Annotated in this window: 8 protein-coding genes; 5 read left to right on the top strand and 3 right to left on the bottom strand. The window is 62.7% G+C overall.

Translation table 11 applies throughout. The annotated features are described in order from the left end of the window. Nucleotides 1-29 precede the first annotated feature (29 nt). On the top strand, nt 30-1,847 hold the full coding sequence (locus OVA24_RS14550) for a sensor histidine kinase (RefSeq protein ID WP_267670622.1): 1,818 nt from the start codon (nt 30-32) through the stop codon (nt 1,845-1,847). Further along, nucleotides 1,840-2,958: a hybrid sensor histidine kinase/response regulator gene (locus OVA24_RS14545; protein WP_267670620.1), complete on the top strand. Its 1,119-nt coding sequence runs from the start codon at nt 1,840-1,842 to the stop codon at nt 2,956-2,958. The genes OVA24_RS14550 and OVA24_RS14545 overlap by 8 nt, the downstream gene beginning before the upstream one ends. On the opposite strand, the gene OVA24_RS14540 is transcribed toward OVA24_RS14545, so the two are convergent. Beyond that, nucleotides 2,950-3,696, bottom strand: a complete 747-nt coding sequence (locus tag OVA24_RS14540) for an AraC family transcriptional regulator (protein ID WP_267670619.1) — start codon at nt 3,694-3,696, stop codon at nt 2,950-2,952. The genes OVA24_RS14545 and OVA24_RS14540 overlap by 9 nt on opposite strands. A 78-nt stretch (nt 3,697-3,774) precedes the next feature. On the opposite strand from OVA24_RS14540, the gene OVA24_RS14535 reads away from it, so the two are divergent. Continuing rightward, nucleotides 3,775-4,902: a Gfo/Idh/MocA family protein gene (locus OVA24_RS14535; protein ID WP_267670618.1), complete on the top strand. Its 1,128-nt coding sequence runs from the start codon at nt 3,775-3,777 to the stop codon at nt 4,900-4,902. A 22-nt stretch (nt 4,903-4,924) separates the two neighbouring features. Beyond that, a complete protein-coding gene (locus OVA24_RS14530) occupies nt 4,925-8,338 on the top strand; it encodes a PVC-type heme-binding CxxCH protein (RefSeq protein WP_267670617.1) in 3,414 nt (1,137 codons plus the stop codon). 15 nt (nt 8,339-8,353) lie between these two features. On the opposite strand, the gene OVA24_RS14525 is transcribed toward OVA24_RS14530, so the two are convergent. Together OVA24_RS14525 and OVA24_RS14520 are read right to left on the bottom strand one after the other, a co-directional pair. Beyond that, nucleotides 8,354-9,637 (bottom strand): putative sensor domain DACNV-containing protein, encoded by a 1,284-nt coding sequence (locus OVA24_RS14525; RefSeq protein ID WP_267670616.1) that lies wholly within the window; start codon nt 9,635-9,637, stop codon nt 8,354-8,356. 52 nt (nt 9,638-9,689) lie between these two features. After that, a complete protein-coding gene (locus OVA24_RS14520; RefSeq protein ID WP_267670614.1) occupies nt 9,690-11,555 on the bottom strand; it encodes a heparinase II/III domain-containing protein in 1,866 nt (621 codons plus the stop codon). Between the two features lie 105 nt (nt 11,556-11,660). On the opposite strand from OVA24_RS14520, the gene OVA24_RS14515 reads away from it, so the two are divergent. After that, the gene (locus OVA24_RS14515) at nt 11,661-15,017 is read left to right on the top strand and encodes a M6 family metalloprotease domain-containing protein (RefSeq protein WP_267670613.1); all 3,357 of its coding nucleotides are present in this window, start codon (nt 11,661-11,663) and stop codon (nt 15,015-15,017) included. Nucleotides 15,018-15,059 lie beyond the last annotated feature (42 nt).

The raw sequence follows: 15,059 nt of genomic DNA, 5'->3' as shown, positions 1-15,059 counted from the left end.
TTCGCCAACGGTGCCGAAGCCACTCCGGAATGCCCCAGAGAGCGCGTAAAGTCAGGACGAGATACCTTGCTTCCGCCTTGGTGGTGCTGGTGATGATCGGGTGCGGGGTGATCACCTCCGCGCTCAACACCCGGCGCAACCTGGAGGACGCCCGCCGCGTCTCCCATAGCCGGAGCGTTCTCACCGCGCTGCAATCGTCCCTCTCCGCCATGCAGGACCTGGAACTGGGCCAGCGGGGATACATCATCGTGGGGGAGGAACAGTATTTGGAGCCCTACCACCACTCGCTGGGGGTTCTCGACAGCCTGCTGGCCGAGGTGGAGGATCTTTCCCGCGGCAACCCGGAGCAACTTGAAAGGAGCCGGCAGCTCCGGTTGGCGGCGGACCGCAAGAAGGCGTATCTGGCCCGGACCATCGAGATCCGAAGGACACAGGGAGAAGCGGAGGTCAGCCGCATTTCCGCCACCGGAGAAGGCAAACTGCTGATGGACTCATTCCGCCAGCGGATCTCGGAAATGGAAAGGGTCGAGGAACAGCTCCTGATCGGCCTGCAACGCAGCCAGGTGCACAACCTCACGAGGACCAACCTGATTGTGGCGGTCACCGGCGGGGCTGCGGTTCTTTCCACCGCCATCGGCGTGTTGATCCTGTTCTTCTATCTCCGGAACCAGGAACGGATCGTGGCGGTGACCCAGGACAAGGACCGCGCGGTCCAGTCGGACAAGGCCAAGAGCGAGTTTCTAGCGATGATGAGCCATGAGATCCGGACGCCGATGAATGCCATCCTCGGCTTCGGTGAGCTGCTGGAGGACTCCCTCCCGGCCGGCCAGCAGAAGCAGCATGCGCAAGCCATCCTTTCCAGCGGGAACGCGCTTCTGGAGCTGATCAACGACATCCTCGATCTGTCGAAGATCGAGGCCTCCAAGCTGGATATCCGGCCGGTGCCTGCGGATGTCCGCCGTTTCATCGGAAACCTCGGCACGTTGTTTTCCTACCGGGCCTCCGAAAAGGGGATTGATTACCGGGTCACCGTGCAGCCGGAGATTCCCTCCGTCCTCGTTTTCGATGCGCTGCGGCTCCGGCAGATCATGGTGAACCTGATCGGCAACGCGCTCAAGTTCACCCGCGAAGGCCATGTCCACGTCGGGGCGGTCCTCCGGAAACGGGGGGACGATCCCCGGGACTGGCTTGTTCTCACCGTCAGTGACACGGGTATCGGCATAGCGGAGGACCAACTGGAGGTGATCTTCGAGCCGTTCTATCAAGTGGACTCCAGGAACTCCCGTGACTTCCAGGGGACGGGTTTGGGGCTGAACATCAGCGAGCGGCTGGCGGAGGCACTGGGAGGGGACGTCACGGTGGAGAGCGTTCTGGGGCATGGCTCCACCTTCACACTGTCGATTCCGGTCACTCTGTCGGACTCGGCTCCTGAGACTGTCGGAAATGAGGAGGGAGAGACGGATTCCAGCCGGTTGGCCCCGGGAAAGATCCTCATCGCGGATGATGTTCCACTGAAGGGGGAATCGATCCGGAGTCACCCTGCGGCCGGGCATCAGCCGCCATTTGGGACGGAAGTCAGCCTTCAGGATCCCGCCGGATTGGCTGGGGCATTGGCCGCGCTGCTGGCATCCCCCTGGCCGGAACTGGTGAAGCTGGTCCCGGCTCAGGCTACCATTTCCTTCGCGGACAGGATTTCAGTCCTTGCATCCCGCCATGGATCGGTATCGTTGCGTGACTATGCGGTCCGCCTGAGGGAGGCCGCCACGACCTTTGATCTGGAGACGGCGGGCAGGCACCTGGACGAGTTCCCGGAGATTGTGAAATCCCATTTGGCCAACGATGCTTGATCCACTGCCGAGACCGAATCCCGCCGCCCTGGTCCTCGTCGTTGATGATGAGGTGAAGAACATCCAGGTCGTCGGTTCGCTGCTTCTCCGTCATGGCCATGAGGTCATCGCCGCCGGGAGCGGGCGTGAGGCTCTGGCGAAACTGGAGAGCGTGCATCCGGATCTCATCCTGCTGGACGTGATGATGCCCGGCATGACGGGTTTCGAGTTCTGCCTGAAGCTCCGTGAGAATCCGGAACTGCGGGACGTCCCCGTCATTTTCCTTTCCGCCGCCGCGGACAAGAACTTCGTCGTGGATGCCCTGGAGGCGGGGGCCGTGGACTATGTCACGAAGCCCTTCCATGGTCCGGAACTGATCTCCCGGGTGGAACTCCACGCCAGCAGGCGCAAGACGCACAACCAACTGTCGAAGGTCATCCGGGAAAAGAACCGGCTGCTGGAAGTCGTCGCCCATGACCTGAAGAACCCCCTGAGCGGCATCCAGTTCGCCGCCACCATGCTCGCGGAAAACCCGGCCCTGCCGGAGGACGCACGCTCACAGCTCGTCTCGAGCATCGGGGAATCCGCCCTGCGGGCATTCGAAATCGTTTCCGGGCTGCTGGAGACGAAGTCGATCGAGGAGGCGAAGTCGGCGGTGATCCGGAAGCCCCTTTCCCTGGAGGCCCATGCCGAGCGGGCGATCGCGAATTTCGAGCAGCACTGCCGCCGGAAAAACATCCGCATCGATGTTCTCCGCAGTGGGGATGATCTTTCCGTTTTCGGCGACAGCCGCCTGCTGATGTGCTGTATCGAGAACCTCCTCTCCAACGCCATCAAGTTCTCCCCGTCCGGGTCCACGGTGACCATCCATCTCCAGCGGAACGGGGAGGGCGGCATCTTCCGGATCGAGGACGAGGGGCCGGGCATCCTGGAGGAGGAGGTTCCGCTGTTGTTCGGGAAGTTCACCCGGCTGAGCGCCCGCCCCACGAATGGCGAGGCTTCGACCGGGCTGGGCCTCCACATCGTGCATGAGCTGGTCACCGCGATGGAGGGCCGCGTTTCCTACCAGCCCCGCGACGGGAAAGGTTCCGTTTTCCGCATCGCCCTGCCGCTGGTGGGGGAGTCAGCGTGAGCCCCGGTTCGCCCGGCGGTATTCGGTGGGGGATTCCCCCATGTGCTTGCGGAACTGGCGGGAGAAGTCGCTGTGGTCGTAAAAGCCCACTTCGAGGGCGATCTCGGTGAGGGAAAGCCGCGGGTCCGGCAGCAGGCGGCATGCGTTGACCACCCGCATCTTCACCAGGAAGTTCCGTGGCGTGGTCTGGAAGGTGGCATGGAATTTCCGCTCGAGCTGGCGCTCGGAAAGGCCGGCCATGCGGGCCAGCGCGGGCAGGTCCAGCGGCTCACGGTGGTGTTTTTTCAGGTGTTCCGCGACGGGGGCCAGCTCCAGGTAGGGCTGGATGGCCACCCGCTGCTCCTCATAGCTGCGGACCGTGCCGCAGAGACCGAACACCTTTCCCTGCCGGTCGAACAGCGGCAGCTTGTCCGTGATGAACCACTCCGGCTGTCCGTCCGGACCGGGGAACAGCTCGATGAGTCCCAGCATGGGCCTGCCGCTGGAAATGACGGCCATGTCGTCCCGGTGATATTTCTCCGCCAGCCGTGGAGGGAAGATGTCCCGGTCCGCGATGCCGATGATCTCCGCCTCGGAGCGGAAGCCGCAGCGGCGGACGAATGCCGGGTTTCCGCCCATCAGGCGTGCCTCCCGGTCCTTGGCGAAGAACAGGGTTCCCGGCAGGTGGTCGAAGAGGTGGCGGAACTGCCCGGCGGGCAGTTCCTCCATCCATCCACGCTGGAGATTGGTGGTGGTCATGTCGGAATCATACAAGGATTTCCCGGAATCTTACAAGCGTATGGAGAGGCGTTATGGTGACATGCTGCCCAGCACCCCATGAGCGAACGCAAGATCAACATCGCCGTCGTCGGCCTCGGATTCGGAGCGGAATTCATCCCCATCTGGCAGAAACATCCCCACACCACCTGCGCCGCCATCTGCCAGCGGAACGAGGAAAACCTCAACAAGGTGGGCGACGAATGGGGAGTGGCGAAACGCTACACCCGCTATGAGGAACTGCTGGCGGACCCGGAGATCGACGCGGTGCACATCAACTCGCCGATCCCCAACCACGGGCAGCAGTCCATCGCCGCGCTGAAGGCGGGCAAGCATGTGGCCTGCACCGTGCCGATGGCCACCACCGTGGAGGAGTGCCTGGAGATCATCCGCCTGACGGAGGAAACGGGCCTGACTTACATGATGATGGAGACGGTGGTCTATGCGCGGGAGTACCTTTACATGAAGCACCTCCGTGATGCCGGGGAACTGGGGAAGATCCAGTACATCCAGGCCAGCCACCAGCAGGACATGGACGGCTGGCCGGACTACTGGCCCGGCCTCCCGCCCATGCACTACGCCACCCACTGCGTGGGACCGGTGCTGGGGCTGGCGGGCGGGGATGCGGAGTATGTCAGTTGCTTCGGCTCCGGCACCATCCGGGAGGAACTCATCGGCCACTACGGTTCACCTTTCGCGGTGGAGACCGCGCACGTGAAGGTGAAGGACAGCGACCTCAGCGTGCGGGTCATCCGCAGCCTGTTCGACACCGCCCGGCAGTACCGGGAGAGCATCGACGTCTATGGCTCCGCCAAGTCGGTGGAGTGGCCGCTGGTGGAGCACCAGCCGCTCATCCTCCATACCGCGAAGAAGCCCGAGCCGGAGATCCCATCGGAAGTCACCGCGCCGGACTTCGCGGAGCGCCTGCCGGAAAGCATCCGCCGCTACACGACGAAGGGTATCTATGACTCCGATGACAACCAGCACCTGAGCTTCACTCAGGGCGCGGGCCATGGCGGCAGCCACCCGCACCTTGCCCATGAGTTCGCCATGGCGGTGGTGGAAAAACGACAGCCGTTCCCGAACGCACGCCAGTCCGCGAACTGGACCTGCACCGGCATCCTCGCCCATGAAAGCGCGATGGAGGGCGGCGTGATCAAGCACCTGCCCCAGGAAACCCTCGGCTGAAACATCCATCACGGAACCCAAGATGAAACTCCAGGCATTCCTTTTCGCGGTGGCAGCTTCCGCATCCGCCCAGAACCTCAAACCTCCCGTCATCGGTGAGCAGGTCAGCGGCCTGCCGCCGAAGAAGGCGCTGGAGGCCTTCCGCGCGTATGAAGGCTTCAAGGTCGTCCAATCCGCCGCCGAGCCGGACGTCCGGCAGCCCGTCGCCATGACCATCGACGAACGGGGTCGCGTGTGGATCGCGGAGGCATACGAGTATCCCATCCGTGCGAAGGGGGATGCCGGCAAAGACCGCATCCTCATTTTCGAGGACAAGGATGGGGACGGAGTTTTCGATGAACGCAAGGTTTTCACCGAGGGGCTCAATCTCGTCTCCGGCCTGGAGGTCGGCTTCGGCGGGGTGTGGGTGGGTGCCGCCCCCTACCTGATGTTCATCCCGGATGCGGATGGCGACGACAAGCCGGACGGAAAGCCGGAGATCCTGCTGGACGGCTTCGGCTGGCATGACACGCACGAGACGCTCAATGCCTTCAACTGGGGTCCGGATGGCTGGCTCTATGGCTGCCATGGTGTTTTCACCCACTCGAAGGTCGGAAAGCCGGGCGCCGCCGAGGACCAGCGTGTCCCCATGAATGCGGCTGTATGGCGGTTCCATCCACAGCGTCGGCAGTTCGAGGTATTCGCCCACGGCAGTTCGAATCCGTGGGGGGTGGACTTCAACGACCACGGCCAGGCTTTCATCACCGCCTGTGTCATACCGCACCTCTACCATGTCATCCAGGGCGCCCGCTACCAGCGCCAGGCGGGCCAGCATTTCGACCCGCACACGTACGATGACATCAAGACTTGTGCGGACCATCTCCACTACAAGGGGGATCAATGGCAGGGATCGCGCGATGGTTCGTCGTCGGACTTCGGCGGTGGCCATGCCCACTGCGGCCTTTCCATCTATCTCGGGGATAATTTCCCCGACCAGTTCCGCGGCAAACTGCTTTTCAACAATCTCCACGGCCACCGTGTGAACCAGGAGCGGGTTGAGCGCAGGGGTTCCGGCTACGTGGGGAAACATGAGCCGGATTTCCTGTTCTCCAACGACAAGCAGCACATGGGGGTCTCCCTCCGTTATGGTCCGGATGGGGGCATGTACCTCACGGATTGGTATGACGAGCAGACCTGCCACAACGTGAATGGCGAGAAATGGGACCGCAGCAACGGACGCATCTACAAGATCACCTACGGCACACCGGAGGTGAAATCCGTGGACCTGAAACAGTCCACGGATGCGGAGCTGGTGGCATTCCAGATGCACAAGAACGATTGGTTCGTCCGCACGGCGCGGCGGATCCTCCAGCAGCGTGCAGCGGAAGGGACGCTGGCCCGGGATGCGACGGTCACGGAACTGCGGAAGATGCTTTCCCATCCGGATGAAACCCGCAGCCTCCGCGCGCTGTGGGCGCTCCATGTCATCAACGGGCTGGATGAGGCTGCCCTGCTGGAACTCACCTCCCATAAAGGTGAATACGTCCGCGCATGGGCCATCCAGTTGCTGTCGGAGAAGAAGGACGCCGGTCCGCTGGCGTTGAAGCGCTTCGCGGAGATGGCCGCAACCGATACCTCCGCGCTTGTGCGCCTCTACCTGGCAGCCGCGCTGCAGAGGATGGAGCCGGCGAAGCGCGGGGACATCGCCATGGCGCTGCTGGCGCACGATGGGGATGCGGAGGATCACAACCTGCCGCTGATGGTCTGGTATGGAGTGAGCGACATCATTCCCCAGGACGGAAAGCTCGCGGTCGCCATGATCCTCAACTCGCGGATCCCGAAGGTCACCCGCTTCATCGTCCGCCGGATGGCGGAAACCCCTGAGGGCAGGGATGCCGTGATCGGGCTGGTCGCGGTGAACGCGGACAAGGAGGGGCTGGTGACGGATGTGCTTTCCGGTCTTGCGATGGCCCTTTCAAAATCAGGCGCGCTGCCAGCCGCGAAGGGATGGGCGGAATCATCGGAGGCATTCATCGCCCTCAGGTCGTCGGAGGCCCGCCGTGATTTCGAACTGGTCGCCACCGTCTTCGGTGACAAACGGATGGCGGATCGTTTCCTCAAGGTCATCGTGGATGTTTCCGCAAAGAAAGAGGACCGCAGCGCGGCACTGGAAAACCTGATGCGCATGGCGCACCCGGGCATGGCGGACTTGCTGCTGAAGCTGGCTGCCAATGAGGCCGACCCGCAGCGGGTGGAGTGGATACGGGCGCTGGGCCGCGTTCCGGACGAACGGATACCAGCCTTCCTGATGGGAGCATTTCCGGAACTCGACTCCGTCGGCAAGGAGGCCGCGGTGCAGTCGCTCGGCGCATCCGAGGGTGGAGCGCGGGAGCTCGCCGGGGCACTGGCCTCCGGGAAAGTCACCCGCAGCCAGATCAGCGCGTTCGTGGCCCGCCAGATGCGCGGCTATGACAAGGCGGACATCACCTCCGCGGTGGAGAAACACTGGGGCACCATTTCCGCCGGACAGGCGGCGGACAAGCTGAAGGAGATCGAACGGCTGGCGAAGGCCCTCAACCCGAAAGTGCTGGCCAAGGCGGATCTCCGCAACGGGCGGAAAATCTACCAGTCATCCTGCTTCGCCTGCCACCAGTTGTTCGGGGAGGGTATGAAACTCGGCCCGGACCTGACCGGCTCCAACCGCGCGGACACGAAGTATCTGCTGGAGAACATCATCGACCCGGGATCCCTCGTAGGACTGGACTACCAGCTCCATACCATCGTGAAGAATGACGGTCAGGTGGTGGCCGGATTGTTGAAAGATAAAGCCGCGGACACGCTGGGCATCGCCATCATCGGCGGCGGTCAGGTGACCGTGCCGGTTTCCGAGATCAAGGATCACAAGGTTTCCACGACCTCCATGATGCCGGAGGGCCTGATCGCGAACCTGACGGCGGACGAGACGCGCGACCTCATCGGCTACCTCCAGAGCCCCCGGCAGGTGCCTCTGCCGGTGGAAGGGGAGATCATCATCGGTGATGACCTGCTGAAGGTCGCGGAGGTGAACCGCGGCACGGTCCAGAAGCAGAACATGGATGGCTTCAAGTCAGCCTCATGGAGCGGCGACAGCCATCTCTGGTGGACCCAGGGGGAGACCGGCGACCGCATCGTGATCCAGTTCGAGAGTGCGGTGGAGGGGACCTATACGGTTTCCGCCGTGTTCACGAAGGCCCATGACTACGGCATCTTCCGCGTGAAGCTGAATGGCGCGACCGTGGTGGAGAGCATCGATCTCTATAACAAGGGAACGGTCATCAACACCGGGGAGGTGGACCTCGGCAAGCAGCCGGTGAAAAAGGGCCTCAACCAACTGGTGGTGGAGCTGCTGGGCGCGAACCCGGCCGCATCGCAGGGTAAGATGTTCGGCATCGACCACCTCCACCTGGTGCCGGAGTAGGTGGGGCGGTCCCGCTCAGATCATCGTGTGCGCCCAGAAGACCACCGAGTCATCCACGTTCGCAATGAGCCTGACCTGGCTGTCCTGGGAAATGACGAAGCCGATGACCTTCGGCTCCACCGAGCACAGGCGATAGACGGAGCGGTGGCGGGTGCCGTCGCCCTGCACGTTCCACTGCGCCAGATTGCTGCCTTCCAGGTCCAGTGCTTGATGGACCTGGAGGACGTTGCGGTCCACCCGGATCTCGCCGCCGAAGCCGAGGATGCACATCCGCTGGTCCACCACCAGTGCGCCGTCCACCTGCATGAGGTCGGAGAACAGGCGGGCCAACTCGAAGAACGCTTCCTCCAGATGGTCCAGTTCCTCGTCATGGCTGTTGCGGAAAATGTCCCACGCATCTTCCAAGGTGGAGTCCACGGGACTGAGATGACCCACACGGCGGATAATGGACTGGAGGAGATGGCGGAACCTCAGGCCCGCCTCGTCCGGCTCGGATGAATACTTGCAGTCGATCCAACTGGCGGCCAGCTCCGCGTCCTTGTCGCCGAAGGGGAGCATGACCATGCTGCCGCCATGCCCGCTGGTGCGGACCAGGTTGATCACCCGCTTCACGAACTGGAGGGAAATCAGGTGGCTCAGTTCCGCGTAGGTCTCCAGGCAGAGGTTGCAGGGCAGGCAGTCGTCGGCCAGTTCCTCCACCATCTTCAGCCGGAAGCGGGCGAAACGGTCGTTCAGCAGGCGGATCTGGAACACGTCGATGCGCGGGCCGTGGAACTCCGTGCCGCGCCACTCCGCGATCAGGTTGTAGCCTTGGTAAAACAGCAGCCAGCCGGGATCCCGCACGTGGACGACCGGTTGCGTGATCTCCTTGCCGGAGGACTTCCGGCCACCCGCGACCTGGTTCATCCAGCGCGGCCCGGTGTTGAGGATGCCCCAGATGCGGAATCCCCGGTCCCGGTCCGGCCAGATGGCCACCACGGAGTGGAAGAAGCTGGCGGCAGGGCTCAGCCGCTTGATTTCGTTCGCCGTCAGCGGATGGGGGGCGGTGAAGCGGATGGCATGGATGCCGTCCGGTGGACCGTCCGCATCCTTGAAATCGTCCGGCGGAGCGATGATCACGCGCGCCCGCACGGAGCGGCCTTCCTCCTTCAGCAGGCTGGCGGCATAGAGGGTCTCCATCACCTCGCGGAGCTGCTGCGGGGTTGGTCCGCCGGGCTTGAGGTAGGTCAGTGCATGGAGGTGGTTGACTAGGCCGTCCACGGTCAGATCGGGCAGGGAAGCGGAGGCTTGATGCGACATCGCCCTATTCTTGGAGCCGGAAGCGCAGGTTGGAAACGAGGAATTTTCCGGATCACGGCTTGAGCCGGATCCGTGAGTTGAGGGTGAGGGATTTCACCGGTTTTTCCGACCGGAGGACCACACACGCGTGCTCCACGGATTTCTTCAACCGGGCGTCGAAGCCGGGCATCGGCTCCACGGTGGCGGTGACGGGTGAGTCACCATCGTAGTCGACCTCGATGCCGTTGATGATGAGGCTGCCGTCATTCACGATGACTGCCGCATCCGCGGCGGCGGCCAGATGCCAGCGGAACGTCACGTGGTCCGGTTCCTTGAGAACGACCTCATCTTTCACGGATACGCCTTTCTTGTCCCAGGTGACATGGCGCACCCATTTCTCCGTGGAGTCATAGCAGCGGGACATATCCACGGAGGCGGCACCGCCGGAGGCATCCATCCGCTCCACGGTGATGGGGGCGGAGCGGTGGGCGGAGTCCAGGATCTGTCCGGACGCCTTCATCACGGGGCCTTTCAGATCGTCCGGAGCGGCATTCCCCACCTGCAGCACGTTGTGGGCCGCCACGCTGCGGTAGTGGGTGGGATGTTCCGGGATGCCATAGGACGCCAGCCCCGCCTCGATGAGGATCTCCCGCTCGCCGATGGAAAAGCTGACATGGCCCCTGTCCTGGTGGTCGTGGGAGTCCGACGCATGCCCGCCCCGCATCCAGAAGCCGGCGGCGGTCGCATCGTCCCAACTGCTCCGCCAGTTGATGCGTGCGGCGATGTCATAGGCGGCGAAGAGGGGAGGTTCCTGTGGGGAAAGCCCCGTCACGGCCCTTGCGGAGAGCCCGCCCAGTTTGGTGCCGTATCCCAGCCTCTTGTCCCTGCGGATCATCCACAACGCTTCCGGGCTGCGGACGGCGGAGACGAAGCGGGAGAGCAGGTTCGGGTCGAGGTTGTCCACCTTGGAGTCGAATGCATTGATGATCCGTCCGCCCGGCTGGACGTGATGGACGTACCAGATGGGGAATCTCTTCAGGTAAGGATGATCGATCAGGCGGCGGTCCCCCTGCGCGGCGGCGGCTTCCGCTGCGGAGAGGAAGCTGTTCATCGTCAGGGCTGCATAGGAACCGCCTTCGGTGAACTCGCCTTTCTCTCCCTGCGCGTTCAGGGATTTGAGCAGGTTTTTCACCCCCGCCTCATAGTCGTCCCGGTGCTTTCCCAAGCCGTTGAAGATGGAGGCGAGGACCAGCGCCTCGTTCGGTACCACCCATTGGTTGCTGTAGCGGGATTCTTCGCGGGTGTACCAGAGTTTCTGTTCCTTCCACGCATTCCGGATGCCGCGGATCTCTTCCTCCAGGTTCGCCACCAGAGTCTCCCTCAACCCGGCGGGAAGTGCTTCCGGGGGGAGGATGTCCAGCGTGCCCGTGATGCCACGGACCGCCCATCCGGTGCCCAGCCATGGGGCATACTTGAGGTTCTGTCGGGCGGAATTCGTACCGGGACGCTCCAGCGGCTTCCATGCCGCCATCTCCGTGAGCTGCTCCACGATATGTTTCAGGATCCGTTCATCCTTGCTGAAGACATGGGCGGCTGCCATCCGGGGGAGCCGCTCGGCGAGAATGCCGTTCAGGTTCGCATCGCTCAGCGAAAGGGCGAAACGTTCCCATTCCTCATCCGTCAGCCTCGCCTGGTGGGCGGGCTTCGTCTGGTATTTCATCGACTCCGGATACCGCTCCAGAAGGACCGCCAGTGTCGGCGGACGGACGATGATGGGCCTGGCGGCTTCCTTGGCCGAGATGGCCACCAGTGTGTCCCGTTCCTTTGCAAGCTCCGGTTGCTTGCCCAGGGATCGGATCTCCTTTTCCAATCCGAGGGAATCCGCGGAGGCCGGGTGAAATGCAATCAGGACGGTGAGGAGCAGAAGCGGGCAGCGCATGGGTTCAATGAGATTTCAGGATACCGGCGGGCACCGGATGCCATTTCATAAATGGCTGAATTTGAGTTTGCAGTCTTTCCTTCACTTTTGCTTAAAGTGCCTCCCATGAAATTATCCTCCGCGGGCCGCAGATATATCTCCGTCCTTTTCGCGCTGGTGGCATCCATCACGTCCGCCGTCGCCGCACCCTACCCACCGGAGGGTTTGTCCACGAAGTGGACCCAGCCGGATGGGACCGTTCTCTCCCTGCGTGTCCATGGGGATGAACTCTACGGCCGCACCACGACGGAGGACGGATACACCGTCATTTTCAACGAAGCGGACCAGACCTACTACTACGCCGAAGTGGCTGCAGCGGCGGGGAAGGAACTTGTGAAATCCACGATCCCTGCTGGAAAGCAACCACCCGCCGGAGTGCCGAAGCAGCTCCGCGAGCCGAAGGAAACGGCCGCGGCCGTGCGGCAGGCGAACATCCGGAAATACATCCCCGACCTGGAGCAACGCTGGAGGGCGAGGGCTGCCAACCCGGCCGCCGCGCCGGTGGAAGGGGACAAAGTCGGCCTGACCATCCTTGTCCAGTTCTCCGACGTTTCCTTTCCCGTCACCCGGAACAAGATCGAGAGGCTTTGCAACGAGGTGGGATACACTGACAATGGCAACACAGGATCCATCCGAGACTATTTCAGTGACCAGTCGACGGGCCTCCTGAATCATACCCAGTCCGTCACCCAGGTGGTGACCCTGCCGAACCCCAGGAACTATTATAATTACTCGAACTACCCGGCCAACACCAGCCTCCGGGATGCGGGTGCCGCAGGGCGCATGCTGGTGCAGGATGCGATCACCGCATTGAACTCGGCCGGCTTCGACTCAACCTCCCTGACGGTCAACGGAAACAACCAGGTGGTGGCGACGAGCCTGCTTTTCGCGGGAAGTGACTCCGGTGTTTGGGCAAAGGGCCTTTGGCCCCATGCGTGGAGCCTCTCCGGTTCCGGCATGTCACTGGGAGGAAAGACCGTCTTCAGGTACCAGTGCACGAACGTGGAGAATTCCGCGCCGGTGATCGGCACCATCGCCCACGAGCTCGGCCACCTTCTGCTGGACTATCCGGACCTCTACGACACTGATGGCGGGTCCGAGGGCGTCGGTGAGCATTGCCTCATGGGCTCCGCCAACCACCTCAATGGCGGACGGACCCCGGGGCCGATCAACCTCTACCTGAAAGAGGCATCCGGATGGGCGACGATCACGGATTTCACCGATTCACAGACGCTTTCGGTAAGTCTGCCATCCACCGGCAACATCGGCTACCGCCTCCGCAAGCCGGGCTCCACCACCGAGTATTTCCTGATCGAGAACCGGGGGGCGGGGGACAAATGGGCGGCAGCCTGCAAGGACAAGGGTATCGCCATCTGGCATATCGATGAAGCCGTCAACAGCGACAACCAGCGGGAGGAAATGACCGCAAATTCCCACTATCTGGTCTCCATCCAGCAGGCGGACGGACGATTTGATCTGGAGCGGGGGATGAACCGCGGGGATGCGGGCGACCTCTATGACAGCAACACCGGGGAGTTCGACGACTACAACAACCCGAACGCGAACTGGTGGAATGGCCAGGAGTCAGGCCTCTACCTGAGAGTGCTCAGCGTTCCGGGGGCATCCATGGACGTACAGCTCGGTTCACCTCCCGGAGTGACCCTGCTCGGGTTGAATCCTGGAAACGTCGTCATCCCTTCGGGAGCCTCATCCCAGACGTTTTTCGTCAATTCGAACTCCGCCTGGAGTTGGACCGGGAAGCCCGCGTGGATCACCACCACGGAGGCGGTGAACCAGCAGGGAAGGCAGATCTTCGAATACACCGTCGCCAACAACGGAGCGATATCCCCCCGCACGGCGACCCTCGTTTTCACGGCGGGGGAAGTCACCAGGACCTACACCGTCACGCAGCAGGGCAGAACGGTGGATGACCACAGCAACCAACGGACGCTGGCCACCCTTGTGAAGCTCAACTCCACCAATGCCGGCAATATCGAGACCGAGGGCGACTCGGACTATTTCCGGGTTGAAGTCAACGGACCGGGGACCTTGGTGCTGAACACGACGGGGAGCACGGACACCGTGGGCACCCTTTATTCCGCCAATGGCACCGTGCTGGACTATTCCGATGACTATGGTGACACCAACTTCCGCATCGAAAGGGTCCTTGTGGCGCCGACGGATTTGTACATCAAGGTGAACCACTATTATGCCACCCAGACCGGGCAGTATGACCTGGTCTGCAGCTTCATTCCCTCTCCGGAGTTTTCGGTCGCCGCGGAATCTCAGGAGGTGCCCCGGGAGGGCGGTGTCTATTCATTCACCGTCACAATGCCCGGCGGTGAGTGGAGGGCGGTGACTGAACCGTTGGTCACCGGAGCGGATGCGTCATGGGTGACCCTGAATTTCGACGGACCGCAGTTCAATTCAAAGACCGTCACATATACGGTGCCCCAGAACAACGGAAGCGCCCGGACATTGAGGATCCGGGCTGGAACTCTGGATTATTCCGCGAGTCATATCGTCCGGCAGGCGGGGGTGCCCAGACCGGATCTGGTGGACTCCGGTGATAGCATCACAGTGTTGCCGGCTGCGGTGATCGCCTCCGGGAAAACCCGCATCCAGATGAGCGTGAAGAATGCCGGGACGGTCGATTCCGCTGCGTTCACCATCCGTTTCCTGGCCTCATCCAGCCCGACCATCAACCGCTTCTCACATGAGCTGGCAACCCTGCGGGTCGCGGGATTGGAGGCGGGGGGCACGCTGCCCGTCGATGTGATTGGTACGATGCCGACCTCCATCTCATCGTTTGATCCCGACTGGTATGTGGGCTGGGAGATTGATTCCGGCAAGGAGGTGACCGAGGAGAACGAAACCAACAACCTCATCGTCATGCCGGATGCATTCCACCTCGCGGTTGCGGAGCTGGCGGTCACACCAGCCACCCGTTCCGTCGAAGGGCACCTGGTGGAGGACACGGTGTCCGTCACGAACAATGCGGCATGGACCTGGTCCAGCAACGTGCCATGGATCTCCAGCCTGAACAGCACCTACCAGGTGGGGGCCCAGTCGCTCAACTACCAGGTGGAGGCGAATCCGGGCGCCACCCAGCGGACCGGCATCATCACCATCACCTCTGGCACGGTGAGCCGCACCCACACCATCACCCAGGGGGCGAAGCCGATCCCACTGGAGATGACTTCCTACCAGCGCACCGGGGACAACATCGGGGTGACCTTCCGTTCGGAGATCGGGAAGACCTACCGTGTCGCCAGCAGCACCACGCTCCTTCCAGGGTCCTGGGTGCCCGTGCCCGGTCACACCGGCATCGCCGGGACCGGGGCACCCATCTCCCGCAACCTCCTCAACATGGGGATCGCGCCCACGGGAGGGAAGATGTTTTTCCGCATTGAGCGGGAATGATCGGGGTATTGGTCAATTCCGGGCTTTCCCAAGCCCGGATGC

This window comes from Luteolibacter sp. SL250 (assembly GCF_026625605.1).
Lineage (GTDB): Bacteria > Verrucomicrobiota > Verrucomicrobiia > Verrucomicrobiales > Akkermansiaceae > Luteolibacter.
This window is presented reverse-complemented; position numbering and strand designations above follow the sequence as displayed.

Excerpts from the sequence above, each read along its gene's own strand:
- OVA24_RS14515 (WP_267670613.1), top strand. The coding sequence starts at position 11,661 with ATGAAATTATCCTCCGCGGGCCGCAGATATATCTCCGTCCTTTTCGCG.
- OVA24_RS14535 (WP_267670618.1), top strand. The coding sequence starts at position 3,775 with ATGAGCGAACGCAAGATCAACATCGCCGTCGTCGGCCTCGGATTCGGA.
- OVA24_RS14540 (WP_267670619.1), bottom strand. The coding sequence starts at position 3,696 with ATGACCACCACCAATCTCCAGCGTGGATGGATGGAGGAACTGCCCGCC.
- OVA24_RS14525 (WP_267670616.1), bottom strand. The coding sequence starts at position 9,637 with ATGTCGCATCAAGCCTCCGCTTCCCTGCCCGATCTGACCGTGGACGGC.
- OVA24_RS14520 (WP_267670614.1), bottom strand. The coding sequence starts at position 11,555 with ATGCGCTGCCCGCTTCTGCTCCTCACCGTCCTGATTGCATTTCACCCG.
- OVA24_RS14550 (WP_267670622.1), top strand. The coding sequence starts at position 30 with ATGCCCCAGAGAGCGCGTAAAGTCAGGACGAGATACCTTGCTTCCGCC.
- OVA24_RS14530 (WP_267670617.1), top strand. The coding sequence starts at position 4,925 with ATGAAACTCCAGGCATTCCTTTTCGCGGTGGCAGCTTCCGCATCCGCC.
- OVA24_RS14545 (WP_267670620.1), top strand. The coding sequence starts at position 1,840 with ATGCTTGATCCACTGCCGAGACCGAATCCCGCCGCCCTGGTCCTCGTC.